Below are 15266 nucleotides of genomic sequence, written 5' to 3' on the forward strand. Positions count from 1 at the left end.
TATTCCTAGAACATATCGGCAGGGTCAGCAGATTGCAGTTTACGAGTTGCGATCGCACCCGATAGCATAGACATGACGATCGTTAATACCAGCACCATTAACGCCCTGGTAACGGTCATGTAAAGCGGTAAAGCAGTGGCTTTTGCAGCTAAATGGTAAAGTCCAAACGATAAAAGCAAACCTGGAAAAAATCCCATTATTGAAAGAATGATTACTTCTTCAAAGACCACGCCCAACAGATAAATATTTTGATAGCCCATCGCTTTGAAGGTTGCATATTCTTTGATATGAGCATTTACATCAGTCGATAACACTTGATAGACAATCACGATTCCGACGACAAACGCCATCGCTGTTCCTAAACCGAAAATAAAGCCGATTGGGCTGGCTGATTTCCAAAATTTTTCCTCAAACTGCACATACTCTTGAGCCGTTAACACGCGGACATCATCAGGCAGATGAGCCTTTAAGTCAGCGACAACCTGCTGAGGATCGTAGCCCGGTTTTAGCCGAATCAGCCCGATGCTAATACTGGCAGCATCGCGGCGGGGAAAGAGGCGGAGAAAGGTTTGATCACTCATCATCAGACTGGCATCGGAACCAAACGAAGCCCCCAAGCTAAATAGCCCAGCAATCGTCAAGGTGTGGCGATCTACTTCAGCAGTGATAATCTTGCCTTGATCGACTTGGGCAATGACTTCTTCATACTTACCTCTAGCGCCGCGATCGAAAAGCACCACATTCGGCAACTTAATTTTGTCAAGCTGTTGGTTAACTTCTGGCAAGTCAAACGCTGGCTGATCGGGGGCAAATCCGAGCATCTGTACAGTTGCGGTCTGGCGAGTTTGAGGATTTTTCCAATTGATGGTGTTGACATACAGCGCGTTAGTCGTCTGCACTCCGGGAATATCCATTGCCTGCATTAGCCGCCGCCGCGAAAACGTAGACACATTTTGCAGATTGAGGGCTTTGGGGCTGATCAAAATAATATCTGCCAACATCGCGCGATTAGCACGGGTATTACTGTCATAGAGTGAAGCCTCGAAGCCAAGCTGCATGAACATCAACATATCTGCAAAGGCAATGCCGCCGATCGCGACCAGCAACCGAACTTTTTCGTGGCTCAGTTGTAGCCATCCCAGTGGAGTACGGCGCTGAAGTTGTTGCATCAATTTGATCATTGTTCAATCACTACCCGAACTTGAAGATTCGTGAACTTAGTGGCTTTTTGACTGGAGGCACTATCCAGCGCTACGTGAACCTCGACCACCCTGGCATCAATATTGGCGCTTGGGTCGCTGTTAACGATATCTTGCCGGCGCACTTGCGAACCCACTCGCTCAACCGTGCCGATTAATTCACCGGGAATTGCGTCGCTCGTCACCCGCACTCGTTGTCCAGGCTGAACATTACCAATATCAGTTTGATAAACTTCGGCGATCGCCTGCATCTGTTGAATTGCCCCAATCTCCACAATGCCATCGGTCGAGATGACTTCGCCGGATCGGGTATGAACATATAGGACTTCGCCATCCACAGGCGATCGCACGGATAGTTGCTCCAAACTTGCCTTTGCCTGATTACGCGCTGCGATCGCCCGATTCACCTCTGCTTCCGCCGAACGCACATCCTCAGGACGCACCTCGGCAATCTGAGCCAGGGTGCCTCTCGCTTTATTCAATTCCTGTGGACTGGTAGTGCGAATGCGATCGAGCGTGGCTTGCGCTTCTTGTACAGACTTTTGGGCAGTGTCTAAGGTTAATCGCTTACTGTCACGTTCAGAAGCCGAAATTGCTCCGTCTTGATACAGCGCTTGATAGCGACCATACTCGGTTTGAGCATTTTGCCGTTCGGATTGTAATCGCGCCACCGTTGCTGTTTGAGCGGCAATGTTGCCTTGTTGTTCCATTTGAAGGCGGGCAATTTCGGCACGTTGCGCTTCGATTTCACCTGACTTTGCGCCCGCTAGTGTTACGTCTAATTTTGCTTGCGCCACATTCACTTGTTTTTCGGCTTCCGCCAGGGCTGCTTGTAAGCGATCGCGCGAATCTAAAATCGCAATCACTTGATTCGCTTTGACGCGATCGCCTTCTTTAACCAACAATTGCTCAACTCGTTGCTCTTGGTTCGATGTCGATGCAGAGAGCTTAATCACCTCGCCTTTTGGGGCTAAACGTCCCAATGCTGTGATCGTTTTGATCTCAGGTTGGCTGATGGTTTGAGGGGCGGGGGCAGGTGGAGCGAGAAACCGCCAAACTACCGCCGTCATTATGCCACCGATGCCGAGTGAGATCGCACCAATCAACACAGCTTTACGTACTTTTGGAGAATTCTTTGGAGCAGCAGTTAATATGGCTTTCATGTTTATTTTGCAATGATGGTATGTATCTTTCTACTGTCACGGCAAAGCGGGCGCAGATACAGTGATAGAGGTGGCAGGATTCAAGTCATGGTTTGGGTCAACCAGATGCCCAGCAGGAAATGAAACCATGCGAGGGGTTCCGGTCACAGCCAAACACAGCAGATGGTTGTTGTCACCATCACCCAAATCTGCCAGCGCAAAAGGAGCCACACGTTGGGTACTGCCATCACTCTGTTCAAGCGCAATTTGATACAACAACCGCTCGGCATCACCGAGTTCCTCACTATTGGCTTTTTCCACACCGCCCGTCCACACAGCGCGCACAATTTGTATCGTGTTTTGAGGACAACCACTACCGCTCCCCCGCCCCGTTCCAGACTCTTTGCCAAGTTGCCACTGTTCTTGCGGCACAATTTCGGCCAAAATTAACGTGGGGCCAAGCAGCAAGGGCGTCACATTGATTTGGGTAGCTTTAAAGTTGATGGTCTGATCCAACGAGAGCAAGTTACCTACAATCTTGACCTCGTTGGGCGGGTCATTATTGGCAGAACCAAAGTCACCAACTAGCAGGGCTGTACGCAGTTCGCCAGTATCGATTGCAGGGAACATCGTTACGCAGGTGATCTTGGCCACCTTGCCCAACTGCGTCACCACGCGAAAATCACCAGCTTGAAGGGTACGACTATCCACCTCGTGGTCAAAAATGATCGGCATACCATCAGCCTTGCCTCCACCCGGACAAATCCCGATGTTGGTACTAAAGGGTAGCCCATTATCCAGCCCAAAGAAAGCACTCAACAATTGACCCTGTCCGCGATCTGTGCCGTCATTGACAGTGGTATCAGTTTGATTTGTGTCGGCAAGAAAGTTATCGGCGGGACGGGACAGCAGCCCACAACTCGTCAAAGCAATCAATAACAGCAAAGCGACTAAATGTTTCATTTAACCTCGCTGACTTGTTTCCGACACGCACTCCACAGCGACAGAAACAGCATCGCCATTGCGAGTGGCAAGATAATCTGGTTGCCAATTTCACCGGGCGGGGTGTGTGCGAAGGTAACTGGCTTCATGTGACCCACCAATTTGCGCAACAGAATTTCTAGTGCGAGCAACAGGTACATGAACGGCACGAGCGAGCGATAGCGGAACACAACCAGCAGTTGAATAATGGCAAACAACACTTGCGAACTGCCCCACAGGGCAAAGGCAAAGATAATGCCGTCTGCGCCACCGTTTGAGAGATCCATCCCGGCAATGCTGCCCGCACCACCATCGGGAGCGAGCAGGTGGATCAAACTTCGCACAGTGCTGACGATCGTATACAAGGCAAACACGTAGAACGGCAGTTTCGTCCCTCGTATCGTATTGTCGATTTTGGCAGGCAGTAATATTTCTAAAAGGGTATTCATGGTTATTTCGCAATAAGTGTCGCAGCGATCGCCAACTCGTTGAACTATGGCAAAACCTTCTGATAGGTGTTGTAGAAGTTGTCGCTGATCACATATGCCAACCCATCGGCACTCAATTCAGAATCTGCTTCCAACACACGCGCCTGATATTTCCAGCCCTGCGGCAGTTCCAGGCGTGTGCCCAGCGTTTCCAGATCAGCAATGGTTAATGCTGGATCGGCAATCTGAGCGTAAGATTGCATCCGATAGACCTCCCCTTCAGGAGAGATCAGTTCATAAACCAGGTTGCCTGCTCGATAGAAAAAACTCGTGGTGCGTTGAACTTCATTAGGCGTAAAGAACTTGTCCCCAACGGAGCCTTGCCATAATTTGGTTTCAAGCTTCGCCAATAGTTTCATCTCAATGCCGCCAAAATCGACGACTTTGCCTGCCGCCGTTTCGCCTCCGGCTGTGGTTTGATTGAACACCCAATAGCGTGGCCCGTTGAGTTTGGTTGCTGTGGAGCCATATTGTTGGCTCAGTGCGTCGGCATCTAGCTTTGCCCATAGATCGGCGGGGCAATCATTTAGCCCCATCGTGTTGTAAACCTCGACCGTGAGTGTGAGTCTATCTCGAAACACTGGAAGCACCTCGCAATAGCGGAAATCGCGTAGATCGGCAGGAATCGACATGGATTGAGAGGGTGCGATCGCCGGGATGCCTTTGGATTGAACGGTGTTACCACAGCCAGCCAGTATGATGGCTAACAGCGATCCAAGTAAGGTTTGAAGAAAAGTGCGTTTCATGGGTGGGGTGGTTACAGATAATGCTTACCTCAGAAGCTGCGGCGATCGCGCTTCTTCTATTAACCTGTCGAACCTGAAGGCTGAGAAAGTAGCCTCACAGGTTTAATACCCGAAATTATTTGGTAGCTATCCAAAGATCTAGGTTCTACAATCCAAACGTTTAATTTCAGCAAACGAAGTAGTGAAAATCCGCTTACTGAAATTAACTTTTTAATTAATATCTAACTACCTCATAAACAACATTGCTGCCCTGGTAGAAGGGTTTATAAATAACACCGCCGCAGTTGTAGTAGGTGACTCCACCTTCTAAAGTTGCCGAGCAACCTCCAGGTAATGCCCTGACAACTGCACCAATAGCAGGTCTGCCCTTACCGCATCTACGCCAGGATTGACAACTGGATTAACCACGCCGCCAGGATTTACGCGATCTACGCCAGGATTGACAACTGGATTAACCACGCCGCCAGGATTGACCCGATTCACATTAGGATTCGCATCAAAGTTAGGGTTCACATTTTGACGACCCGCATTAGGATTAGGATTCACATTCGGGTTAACACGCGGTGCAGCAGTTGCATGACGTTGGGCATCCAGAGAAACCATACCGATAGACAACAAGACTGAAAACAAGGCAAAAATGGTGGGACGTGTAAAAGATTTCATGGCGTTTATCCTTTGTTGTTGCTGAATGATGTTATTGAGCAGGAGAAGGGAAGTTGCAGAAATCCTGCTTTTTCTATCAATCTGTCGAACCTGGAGGTTTAGAAAGTAGCCTCACAGGTTCTAATCAAGCAAATTACCAATCCAAATCCAGATCCGGCAAACGGTTCTTCATGCTGTATGGCTCATCAATCACCGGATCAGTAATGTTCAGTTCCTCACGCCATTGCTGCAAGGGTTTATCCCAGCCCTCTTCCCACCGTTGAGCAATCAATGGTTTTATTTCCAGTGCCATCCCCATGCCTCGCGCTGCCTGCTGCGTGACATAGGAGAGCTTTTCCGGTTGACGCTTGAGTGCCAAGCCAATACTAGCCACTTGAAGCACCACCGATGCGGGATAGCCAATCTGCACCGCGTTAATAGACAACACGCCCAACTCTCCACCCGCGGGACCGAAGCCTGTAATCAGGTGAGTTAAATCATGAGTTTTGCGGAGGCGCACCACCACCCAGTCGTCATCCGTTTCAATCTCGCGTTGCCGGAAGAAATTGGGATCATAGCCCAGGGTTTTCATCACCGTAGCGTATGTGTGACCCAGGGTTCCTTTCGGCAATTTGGACAAGGCTTCTAGATCGATCGCGGAACCCATGTAGCGATCGTCCATCATGGCGCGGGCTTCGGGGATGGCTTTCACCCGATCGACACACACCTTCATTTGCTCACTACCGCGAAAGTTATCTTCAATGTCAAACACATTGTCTGTTTTTTCACCCATCGATTTGAGCAAATCGGTGACAGAGCTGAGATTGCGAACAGTGCGGCTCAGTTCCTCAAATTGTTTCAGCATGAGTTCCTCCTGGATGATAAGTAGATAGCGCGTGGTCGTAAGGTGGTGATGATGGCTAGTTTTACAAGTGATTTAGGCGCATTTTTGTTAACCTGCTCTGATTGAATTTGGCATAATTTTTTTGCGTAGATAATCGCGTGATTAGTTGGTTTACTGATTAAGCTAATGGAGACTTAACGCGACTCATAGCGATCGCAAAGACTAAATTCATTGGAGCCAACAGTTCACTAAAGCCGATGATTGCCAGATTTGCTTTTTGGTCGAGGGCACTACTGCTCGCGATCGCCAGACAAATTGCAATATTTCTCATGCTGGTGCTGATTGCCAACACTTTACGATCCGCGAGATCCGCTCCACCCAACCACCAACCGATGATCCAAGCTGCCACGATCAAGGTGGCGATCGCTGCTACACCATTCCATCCCAGCGTTTGAGTATCTAATGCTTTGAGCGTCGAAGTGAGAATAGTCAACGTAATGAACAGGGCAATAGCTAAAAAAGAGGTTAGTTTTTGCAGTTTGGGTGCGATTCTCCGATGGAGAGGCTGCGCCAACATCTCTAGCCAATGTCGGGTCACCTGTCCAGCCAAAAGGGGCGGAGCAATCAGCAACAAGAGGCGACCCATGAGCGGGAAAATAGGCACACTCGCTGGGCTAATACTGGGAAAAATCAGATGAATCAGAATCGGTGTCGCGATTATGGATAAGAGCGATAGCAGAAAGACCAAGCCCACGGCATACATCAGGTTTCCTTTGGCAACCCGCGCAAAATGCAGAGCCAGCAAACCGCCAGGGGCTGCCGCAACCGCCAGAAAACCTATTGAGATTTCGGGCGATAGATGGAACAACCGAATCAGAATTAAGCCCACGATCGGCAGCAAAATGAAATTTGCGAACAGCGATCGCCCCATCAAGCCCGATTTCATCATGGCGATGATTTCGACCTTTGGTTTCTCTAGCGCCACTGAAAAGAGAAACGTAAAGAGAAACAACCAGATGACAATTTTGATTGAAATCGGCAGGGTGTTGAGCATTATGGACTGCCTCCAATCCCGCGCTCTAAGGTGCGTATAAAGTCGTCTAGAACTTCACCAATGGCAGCCTGATCCAGAACGGGACCGTCTTTGACCAATTGGTTTGCGTTGATTCCCAGATAAACCGGAATAAAGCGCCTGAGTTCGTTTCCCAACGTCACGATCGTGAAGGCTGTCACATCTGGATTGATATCCGCTGCAAGTTGACCTTGGGCAATAGCCTCTTGCACACACTGGCGCATGAATGAGATCGAGGCAATTCTTGTGCGCTTAAAGACCTCTTCTCGAAACGGCACATTGCCATGATGGGGTCCTCGATGCAGAATTTGAGTCAAGGCTGGATGCGCCAATTGAAACTCTAAAACTGCCTGAAATAACGCCCGCAAGTACACAAAAAAACCAGCTTGAATGCTTGGCAAATTTGCTCTAGCAATGAACGCTCTCTTTGTCTCCAATGCTTGATCAACCAGGTAGAGATACAGATCTTCTTTATTTTCAAAATATTGATAAAAACTACCTTTAGCAATTTTTGCCTGATTGACAATGTTTGAGATCGACGCGGCTTCATAGCTATGGTTCGCCAACTCGTCGATCGCCGCGTCGATAATGATCTGTCGCTTGACATCAGGTAAATTAAAAAAAGTTTGGGACGGCATGAACCTAATCAAAACGGATATGACCATTCAGTCATATGACTGAATGGTCATATCCTATGGCAAGCCCTTGAATTTGTCTACTCCTTGCTTAGAAAACCTCAGCAGAACATTTACGGTGAAGCGATTTCCGTATAGCACAAGCTAGGAGTCAGTCGAAAAAAAGACTTACGAGTATCAAGAACGGGATGAGCTTGGGGTCACTTCAGAATTCGGGAAAAATCGTACTCTAATGCCTTGCTTTTGCCAGTATTAAGAACCTTCTTGTAATAATTAAACTCTGAAACCCCTGATTTTTCGTTCAAACCGCCTATGGTAAGCAATCTAATGTGAAATTAATACATCTCAAAGTTGACCCCTGAAACCTCTGCATATCAATGCTTACAGCCTTAACGTACAAATTTTTCCAAATTCTGAGTTGACCCCTATTTCACCTTTATAAACTCGCAATTCCGCGTTTCAATGCAATGATGGCTGCTTGGGTGCGATCTTTGACCTCTAGCTTGCTTAAAATTCGGTTAATATGAGTTTTCACCGTACTTTCGCTGATCGTTAGCGCAGTGCTAATTTCTTGATTGCTCATTCCCTGTCCGACTAAACGAAGCACTTCTAGCTCACGATCGCTCAATTCTGGACCAGTCACCCGCTGAACTAGCTTGGCAGCCACGTTGGGGTGAACATACCGTTGCCCCCTGTTCACTGTACGAATTGCTGCCAATAGTTCCTCTGGCTCAGAGTCTTTCAGTAAATATCCCTTTGCCCCGGCTCGCAATCCTTGATAAATCTCTTCATCAGTGTCATACGTGCTCAGCACCATAATCTGGGCGTTAGGGAACTCACTGCGAATCACTGTAATCGCCTCAACACCTCCCATCTCAGGCATCCGTAGATCCATCAAAGTCACATCAGGCTGCTGTTGCTGAAACACTGCGATCGCCTCATGCCCATTTCGCCCCTGACCCGCAATGACGATATCTGAAGCCTTCTCTAACATCCCAATCAAACCCTGAAGGACAACGGGATGATCGTCCACAACCAGAACGCGAATGTGACTGGGCTGACTCATGCTGACTTACTCCCGATTAATAGATACCGTGATCTCGGTCCCTTGCCCTAAATGGCTTTGAATCTTTAACTCAGCTCTGATGCGTTCAGCCCGTTGTACTATCCCCAGCAGACCAAAGCCATTTCTCATCGCCTGGTTTTCTACATCAAATCCCTGCCCATTGTCTTTTATTCGTAAGCTGCATTGGGTCGGTTCATAGACCAGTTCAATGCGGATTTCATGCGCCTCAGCATGTTTGATTGCATTGGTCAAAGCTTCCTGCCCAATCCGAAACAGATTATTCTCCAAATCGGAGGATAGAGGATAGGGCGTACCAATGACTTCGTAGACGATTTGGGTGGCGATTGAGGAGTCCAATTGAGCAGCAAGACGGCTTAGGGCATCCTGTAAGTTACTACTCTCTAAAAGGTGCGGACGGTGTAGTGCCTCTACTGAACGACGTGCCTCCGCAAGCCCAGAACGAGCTAAGTCGAGGATCTGAGTGAGGAGAGTTTGCGCTTTTTCTGGATCTGCCGTTACCTCATCGGAGGCAGATCGAGTATGAATGATAATCCCTGTAAATGCCTGTGCTAAAGTGTCGTGAATTTCCCGTGCCATGTGGTTGCGCTCTTCTAGAATGGAGGCTTCTTCGGCACGTTTGCGATCGTCAATGTCAGCGTGGGTTCCCAACATCCGCATGGGTTGACCTGATTCGTCCCAGGCAACAATTTTGCCAACAGAAAGAGTCCATTTCCACCGACCATCCTGGGTACGCTGGCGATACTCTGCTTGATAGCTGGGGATTTCTCCAGCAATGTAAGCACGGTAGGTTGCGACAACTGATTCTCTGTCGTCAGGATGCAAACGGGCAATCCATTCGGAAATGGGTTCGTGGAATGTTGCTGGATCGTAGCCCAGCATTAAAGCATATTCCGGGTTAAAAATTCTTTCTTCAGTTTTTAAATTGAGATCGTAGAGTCCCTGATTTGTGGCTGTTAGTGCTAGGCGCAGCCGTTCTTCACTATTTTGTAGAGCGGCTTCTGCTTGTTTGCGATCGCTAATATCTGAAATCACGCATTCCATGTATCCATCGGCTGTATTCAGACAAAAGGAGTAAAGTCCCCACAATAGCGCGCCATTTCGTTTTCGTATCTGCACTTCAATGTTTCGCACATTCTTATCAAAGATTTGCAGTTCACCCAGATGCGGGTGCAATACAACTGGATTCACATAAAAGTCTGTCGTGCGTTTGATGCCAATAATCTCATCGGGTGAATCAAAGCCAAACAGCTCCACCAGGCGTTGATTGGCATCGAGAATTAATCCATCAGAAAGACGCGTTCGGAAGATGCAGACCTGTGAGTTTTCAAAGATATTGCGGAACTTAGCTTCACTGCGCTGTAGGGCTGCCGTTCGTTCCGCTACCTGTTGCTCTAAGGTACGATTGTAATCGGTTAGCAGTTGTTCTGCTTGTCTCCGCTCAGTGATGTCTTGAAAGGCTGTCAGCGCATAAGCGACATTGCCCTGCTCATCAAAGATAGGAGTTCCCCACACCTCAACTGGAATGATTGCGCTGTTTTGGTGAATTTCCAGATCGTCAACTGTGGTGCGTTCGCCGCTCAACGCCCGGATAGTGGGTAGTTCTTCAGTGGGATATTGTTGATTTGTTCCCGCCCGATAAAGTTGATAAGCCTCTGCAAGTTGCTCCAGTGTTACGGAAGGATCAGTTCCTTTGCCCACTAACTGAATAGCCCGTTGATTGAAGTAGTAAGGGCGACTAGTCACATCCACGACAGCAATTCCCACCGGGATTGCTTCTAGAAATTGAGTCATCCTACTTTCGCTAGCGCGTAGCCTGGAGTATAGTTTGGCATTTTCGATCGCAATGGCTGCTTGAGTCGATAGTAGATGTAAGACTTGCGATCGCTCCGGTGTAAATGCTCCAGTTGCTAACTGATTTTCCAGATACAACACGCCGACCAGCTTACTTTGGTTCAGCAGTGGTAAACAGAAGACCGACTGAGTTTGATTGTGCTGAATGTATGACTCATTGATAAAATTACCTTCATGAGTTGCATCGTTCAAGATGATGGATTTATGAGTCCGGATCACATACTGAATAATAGATGCGGGTAAACGAGTTGCGATCGGAATCGATTGCAGCACTCGCGTAGCACAAACCTGCTCACCCTCATCGAGTTCACAAGCAGCTTCAATCACCCAGTCGCCTGAGTTCTCCAGAATTAGAAATCCGGTTTGTGCCCCAGCGTTCTCAATTAAAATCTGCATCAGAGAGCCAAGTAACCGATCCAGTTCAATTTCACTCGAAATCGCTTGGGATGCCTTCAGTACTGCTGCCAAGTCGAAAGCGCTGTCTAAGCGAGTAGAGATGGTTTCAGAAGCTGTGCGAATTGCCGTGGAATCAACGCTCGACGACGAAGGAAAAAACTGCGGGTAGCGAGTTTCTAAATCTTTGACTTTTGCAGTTGCTCCCCATTTCACATAACTGTAATGAGCTTCATTAATATACAGCCTGGTAATTTTCTCATTTTTTCTATGCAGCCAAAATTTGGCATACAATTCGTTTGCCAGGGCTTCATTTTGCATAAATTCATTTTCAACCGCCGACTGAATTCCACGCTCATAGAATTCCATCGCCTCGATATGGTTGCCACTGATCCTCGCCATTTCTGCAGAAATTAACAGATATTGATGCAGGAAATTTTCTGGACAGTTCTTAGCCCAAATTCTCATTTTGCCGTGTAGGTCTGTCAACTGGTTCCATGCTTTTTGCTGCTCTTCTGCTGTGAAAGAGTCATAGAGTGCCGCGATCGCGAGGGCGTGATAGAAAACCCTCAGCTCATCCCAAATCGTGCCAGTGTAATCCCGGATAACTCGTTCTGTCTCCTGGGCAACTTCACATGCAGCAAGATACCTATCAAAGGTGTAGAGGAGGGCTAGTTTTGCGATGAGGTAGAACATCTCAAAGAGGCTGTGCCCCCGGTGGGTAAGCTGGTACACGTCCTCATCGAAGCTGGCAGTAGGCTCAGTCCGGGCTTTATGAATGGTGAGAGAGGTCGGGCTCTCTGTCAACCCCTGAAGCGCAAGGCTCCATTGACGAAACACCTGCGGGGCATCTACGAAGCCATGCATCTTGATGCGCTTAGTGAAGCTGACAGCCGCTTCACACACCTGCTGCACAGTACCGAGTTCACGGCGGCCAGCAAGCAGGGTGAAGTAACTGTCGTTGAAGAAGGCGTACGCTGCGTCGGAAAAGTGTCCAGTCTCACTGCCAAGCCGTATTGCCTCGCGCGAGTAGGCAAAAGAGTCCACTATCGGCTTGCGCCAGATACTAATCGCCCACGAGAAGTTCATCAAGATCTTGGCTCGCAGTCCAGGATTGGGTAGGCGTTCGTTCAGGTGCATAGCTAGCAGGCCAAACTCATACGAAGATTTATAATCCCCTCTGATAGAACCAATGTGCATGGCATGAAGTACATATGCATGTGCCGATTCTGGGGCGTTTCCACGGGTGAGAGACAGGCAAACCATCTTAGAGGTGTTCAGGAGCGTCAGAATTTTGTCACCCACCAGATAGAACGAGGTATGCAGATTGCTGAGAAGCTTCATAACCATCTGATCTTCTGGATCTTCCATGACTGGCAGGTCAATCAGGGAGTCGATGGTTCTATTACCCACGAGGGACTGGATGGTCGAGAGATCAACCTCCAGAGCCGCCTGCTTTTCTTCCAAAAGGTCAGGAAAGTATACGCCAAAGAGTGCAAGAGCTTCGTAGCCAACACGGATAGCGTCAGCAAAATGAGTTAAGTTTTCATATTGGTGGATCTTTAAGTCGTAGATTTTGCCCTTGTCTAGACGTGATTGCGCCTTTTCCAAAAGCAGATCGAAGTAGTAATCGGCTTCATCGAAACGACCGCATAGGAATTCGCATTCAGCCAGCCCGGTGGTCAAAGCGAATGTAAAATCATAATCCAAGGTCCAACAAATTTCGCTCAAAAGATTTTGCCCAACGTGGAAATAGCTTAAGGCAGTTTTGTAGGCTGTGGAGGTTTTGGCTTTCTTACCAGCAATAAAATTTAGTTGAGCCAATTCATCTTTCTGAGTTTGATCAGTAATCAGTTCAACTCCAATATTTAGCTGGTTAACAATGTCAAATATTTTGTCTTCCAGTGATTCTGGAGGAGTAGATTTTAGAAGTAGTTGACCTATTTGCAAGTGAACCTGTTTTTTGTCTGCTTCTGAGATCAAGGAGTAAACTGCCTGTTGTACCCGGTCATGCAGAAATTTGTAGGAACAGGAGTCAAGAGTCAAGGACCAGGAGTCAGAAGGGTTTTGAGTTTTGAATTCTGAATTCTTGATTTGCAGATATTTATAATCATCCCCAATAGGCAGAATCAAACCTTCTTGTACTGCTTCCCAAAGGTCAGCAGTAGTTTCAGCTTGAGACTTTTCACTGATAATTAATAAGGTCTTATAGTTAAATTGGTTACCAATAGAGGCAGCGAGCTTTAAGATCTGCTGGATTGGCTCCGAGAGTTTCTGAATTTTATCTGCTATTAACTCGACCACGTTATCGGTGAGTTGTGCTGCTTGAATTTGCTCCAAACTCCACTGCCATCTACCAAGATTAAGCTCGAAGTTAAGCAACTTCTCCTGATATAGCGATTTCAAGAATTCATTCAAGAAGAAGGGGTTGCCGCCGGTTTTCTGGCTCACTAAATCTGCCAGTGTTGTTACATTTTTCACTTCACAGTTAAGTGTGTCTGCAATTAACTGGTTAGTATCCGTCAAATCCAAAGGGGAGAGGGAGATATAGTTAATAATCACCCCAGCCTTTTTGATCTCATCTAGTGTCAGCATTAATGAATGAGCTGCACTCACTTCATTATCTCGGTACGCTCCAATTAGCAGCAAATACTGACTATTGGGCTCAGTCATCAATAACTGAATCAGCTTAAGAGAAGCGTTATCTACCCACTGTAAATCGTCTAAGAAAATCACCAAGGGATGTTCTGGTTGGGTAAAAACTTTGATGAAATTTTGGAAGGCTAGATTAAAGCGATTTTGCGACTCTGTAGACGGGAGATCTACTACAGCAGGTTGTTTACCTATAATCAGTCCTATTTCAGGAATTACATCAACAATAATTTGACCATTGTTTCCTAGTGCAGCAAGAAACTTCTCTCGCCAACTAGCGATCTGTATTTCACTTTCAGTTAACAACTGTTGGATTAATTCTTGAAAAGCCTGAATTAGAGAGCTGTAAGGAATATTTCCCTGAAGTTGGTCAAATTTGCCAGAGGCGAAATACCCTCTCTGTCGAGTAATAGGTTTATAAATTTCCTGCACTAACGCCGACTTGCCGATACCGGAATATCCCGAAACCAGCATCATTTCACTTTTACCCTGACTGACTCGCTCAAAGGCTGTTAGCAAGGTAGTAATTTCTTGCTCTCTGCCATAAAGCTTTTGAGAGATTTGAAACTTATCAGAAACGTCGTGTCGAGCTAGAGAGAAGGCTTCAATCCTACCGTCAGCCTTCAACTGATTTAAACACTCCTGCAAATCTACTTTAATTCCCCAGGCACTTTGATATCGGTTTTCAGCGTTTTTTGCTAACAATTTCAATACTAGGTTTGAAACTGCCTTAGGAACCTCTGAATTAAGCTCATGGGGTGGAATTGGTTGCTTGGCAATGTGACAGTGGACTAACTCCACAGCATCCGTTGCCTCAAAAGGCAGACGACCGCAAAGCAATTCATAAAATGTGACACCCAGCGAGTAAAAGTCAGTGCGATAATCCATCGCTCGGTTCATCCTGCCCGTCTGCTCCGGTGACATATAGGCGAGGGTTCCTTCCAGAACATGAAGACTTTTGAAGCTGGGATTGGTGCGAGTAAACCGAGTGGCAATGCCAAAGTCAATAATTTTGACTTGTCCGGTTCCAGGATTGAAAACAATATTGCTGGGATTAATATCTTTGTGAATCACATTGGCAAAATGAATTCTGCCCAGGATCTCTGCGATTTTAACTGCGAGACAAAGAAACACAGGTAAAGGGATTGGGCAATACATCTGTGGGGAATCTTGCATCCATTTCTCCAACGACTCCCCGCCAAAATCCTCCAGCATCATGACGAGAGTGCGCTGGTAATCCTGTTGGCTGTAGACTTTGACGACTCCTTCCAGATTGAGCGATCGCGTCACTTCGTACTCTTGCCTGTAGCGAATTAACTCAGCAGGAGTAGGATAGTCGTGCTTGAGTACTTTGAGGACAATCGGTAAGCCATCTTGCTCTCTGACACCCCGATACACCAGAGAACTGGAACTTTCATAGATTTTGGCTCTGATAGTGATACCGGGTAAGCTAATCATAGCTGGAATACCAAAATTAGGTTAGGTGAGCTTTGGTTAGGGCTGGGTCAATGTTTCCTCTACTCAAGCTCAGGTA

At 47.3% G+C, this 15266-nt stretch carries 12 protein-coding genes; all 12 read right to left on the reverse strand.

The window, feature by feature from the left end:
* Window positions 1–5: 5 nt before the first annotated feature.
* The 12 genes from devC to JOY44_RS26650 all read right to left on the reverse strand — a co-directional run bounded on the left by devC (window position 6) and on the right by JOY44_RS26650 (window position 15190).
* Window positions 6–1181 (reverse strand): ABC transporter permease DevC, encoded by a 1176-nt coding sequence (devC, locus tag JOY44_RS26600; RefSeq protein ID WP_171576561.1) that lies wholly within the window; start codon window positions 1179–1181, stop codon window positions 6–8.
* On the reverse strand, window positions 1178–2362 hold the full coding sequence (locus JOY44_RS26605) for an ABC exporter membrane fusion protein (RefSeq protein WP_171576562.1): 1185 nt from the start codon (window positions 2360–2362) through the stop codon (window positions 1178–1180). The genes devC and JOY44_RS26605 overlap by 4 nt, the downstream gene beginning before the upstream one ends.
* A gap of 36 nt (window positions 2363–2398) precedes the next feature.
* A complete protein-coding gene (locus JOY44_RS26610; RefSeq protein ID WP_171576563.1) occupies window positions 2399–3304 on the reverse strand; it encodes a hypothetical protein in 906 nt (301 codons plus the stop codon).
* The gene (locus JOY44_RS26615; RefSeq protein ID WP_171576564.1) at window positions 3301–3771 is read right to left on the reverse strand and encodes a hypothetical protein; all 471 of its coding nucleotides are present in this window, start codon (window positions 3769–3771) and stop codon (window positions 3301–3303) included. The genes JOY44_RS26610 and JOY44_RS26615 overlap by 4 nt, the downstream gene beginning before the upstream one ends.
* 44 nt (window positions 3772–3815) lie before the next feature.
* Window positions 3816–4556, reverse strand: coding sequence for a hypothetical protein (locus JOY44_RS26620; protein WP_171576565.1), 741 nt, complete (start codon window positions 4554–4556; stop codon window positions 3816–3818).
* A gap of 214 nt (window positions 4557–4770) precedes the next feature.
* Window positions 4771–4911: a hypothetical protein gene (locus JOY44_RS33115; protein WP_415881141.1), complete on the reverse strand. Its 141-nt coding sequence runs from the start codon at window positions 4909–4911 to the stop codon at window positions 4771–4773.
* Window positions 4863–5219, reverse strand: a complete 357-nt coding sequence (locus JOY44_RS26625; protein ID WP_171576566.1) for a hypothetical protein — start codon at window positions 5217–5219, stop codon at window positions 4863–4865. The genes JOY44_RS33115 and JOY44_RS26625 overlap by 49 nt, the downstream gene beginning before the upstream one ends.
* A gap of 133 nt (window positions 5220–5352) precedes the next feature.
* On the reverse strand, window positions 5353–6063 hold the full coding sequence (locus JOY44_RS26630; protein WP_171576567.1) for a Coq4 family protein: 711 nt from the start codon (window positions 6061–6063) through the stop codon (window positions 5353–5355).
* A gap of 157 nt (window positions 6064–6220) precedes the next feature.
* Window positions 6221–7096: a bile acid:sodium symporter family protein gene (locus JOY44_RS26635; RefSeq protein WP_171576568.1), complete on the reverse strand. Its 876-nt coding sequence runs from the start codon at window positions 7094–7096 to the stop codon at window positions 6221–6223.
* Entirely contained in the window at window positions 7096–7752 is a 657-nt protein-coding gene (locus JOY44_RS26640) for a TetR/AcrR family transcriptional regulator (RefSeq protein WP_171576569.1), read from the reverse strand. The genes JOY44_RS26635 and JOY44_RS26640 overlap by 1 nt, the downstream gene beginning before the upstream one ends.
* Window positions 7753–8185: 433 nt before the next feature.
* Window positions 8186–8815, reverse strand: a complete 630-nt coding sequence (locus JOY44_RS26645) for a response regulator (protein WP_171576570.1) — start codon at window positions 8813–8815, stop codon at window positions 8186–8188.
* A 6-nt stretch (window positions 8816–8821) separates the two neighbouring features.
* Window positions 8822–15190 (reverse strand): AAA family ATPase, encoded by a 6369-nt coding sequence (locus tag JOY44_RS26650; RefSeq protein ID WP_171576571.1) that lies wholly within the window; start codon window positions 15188–15190, stop codon window positions 8822–8824.
* Window positions 15191–15266: the final 76 nt, after the last annotated feature.

Origin of the sequence: Leptolyngbya sp. Cla-17 (assembly GCF_016807185.1) — a bacterium.
Lineage (GTDB): Bacteria > Cyanobacteriota > Cyanobacteriia > Leptolyngbyales > Leptolyngbyaceae > ULC077BIN1.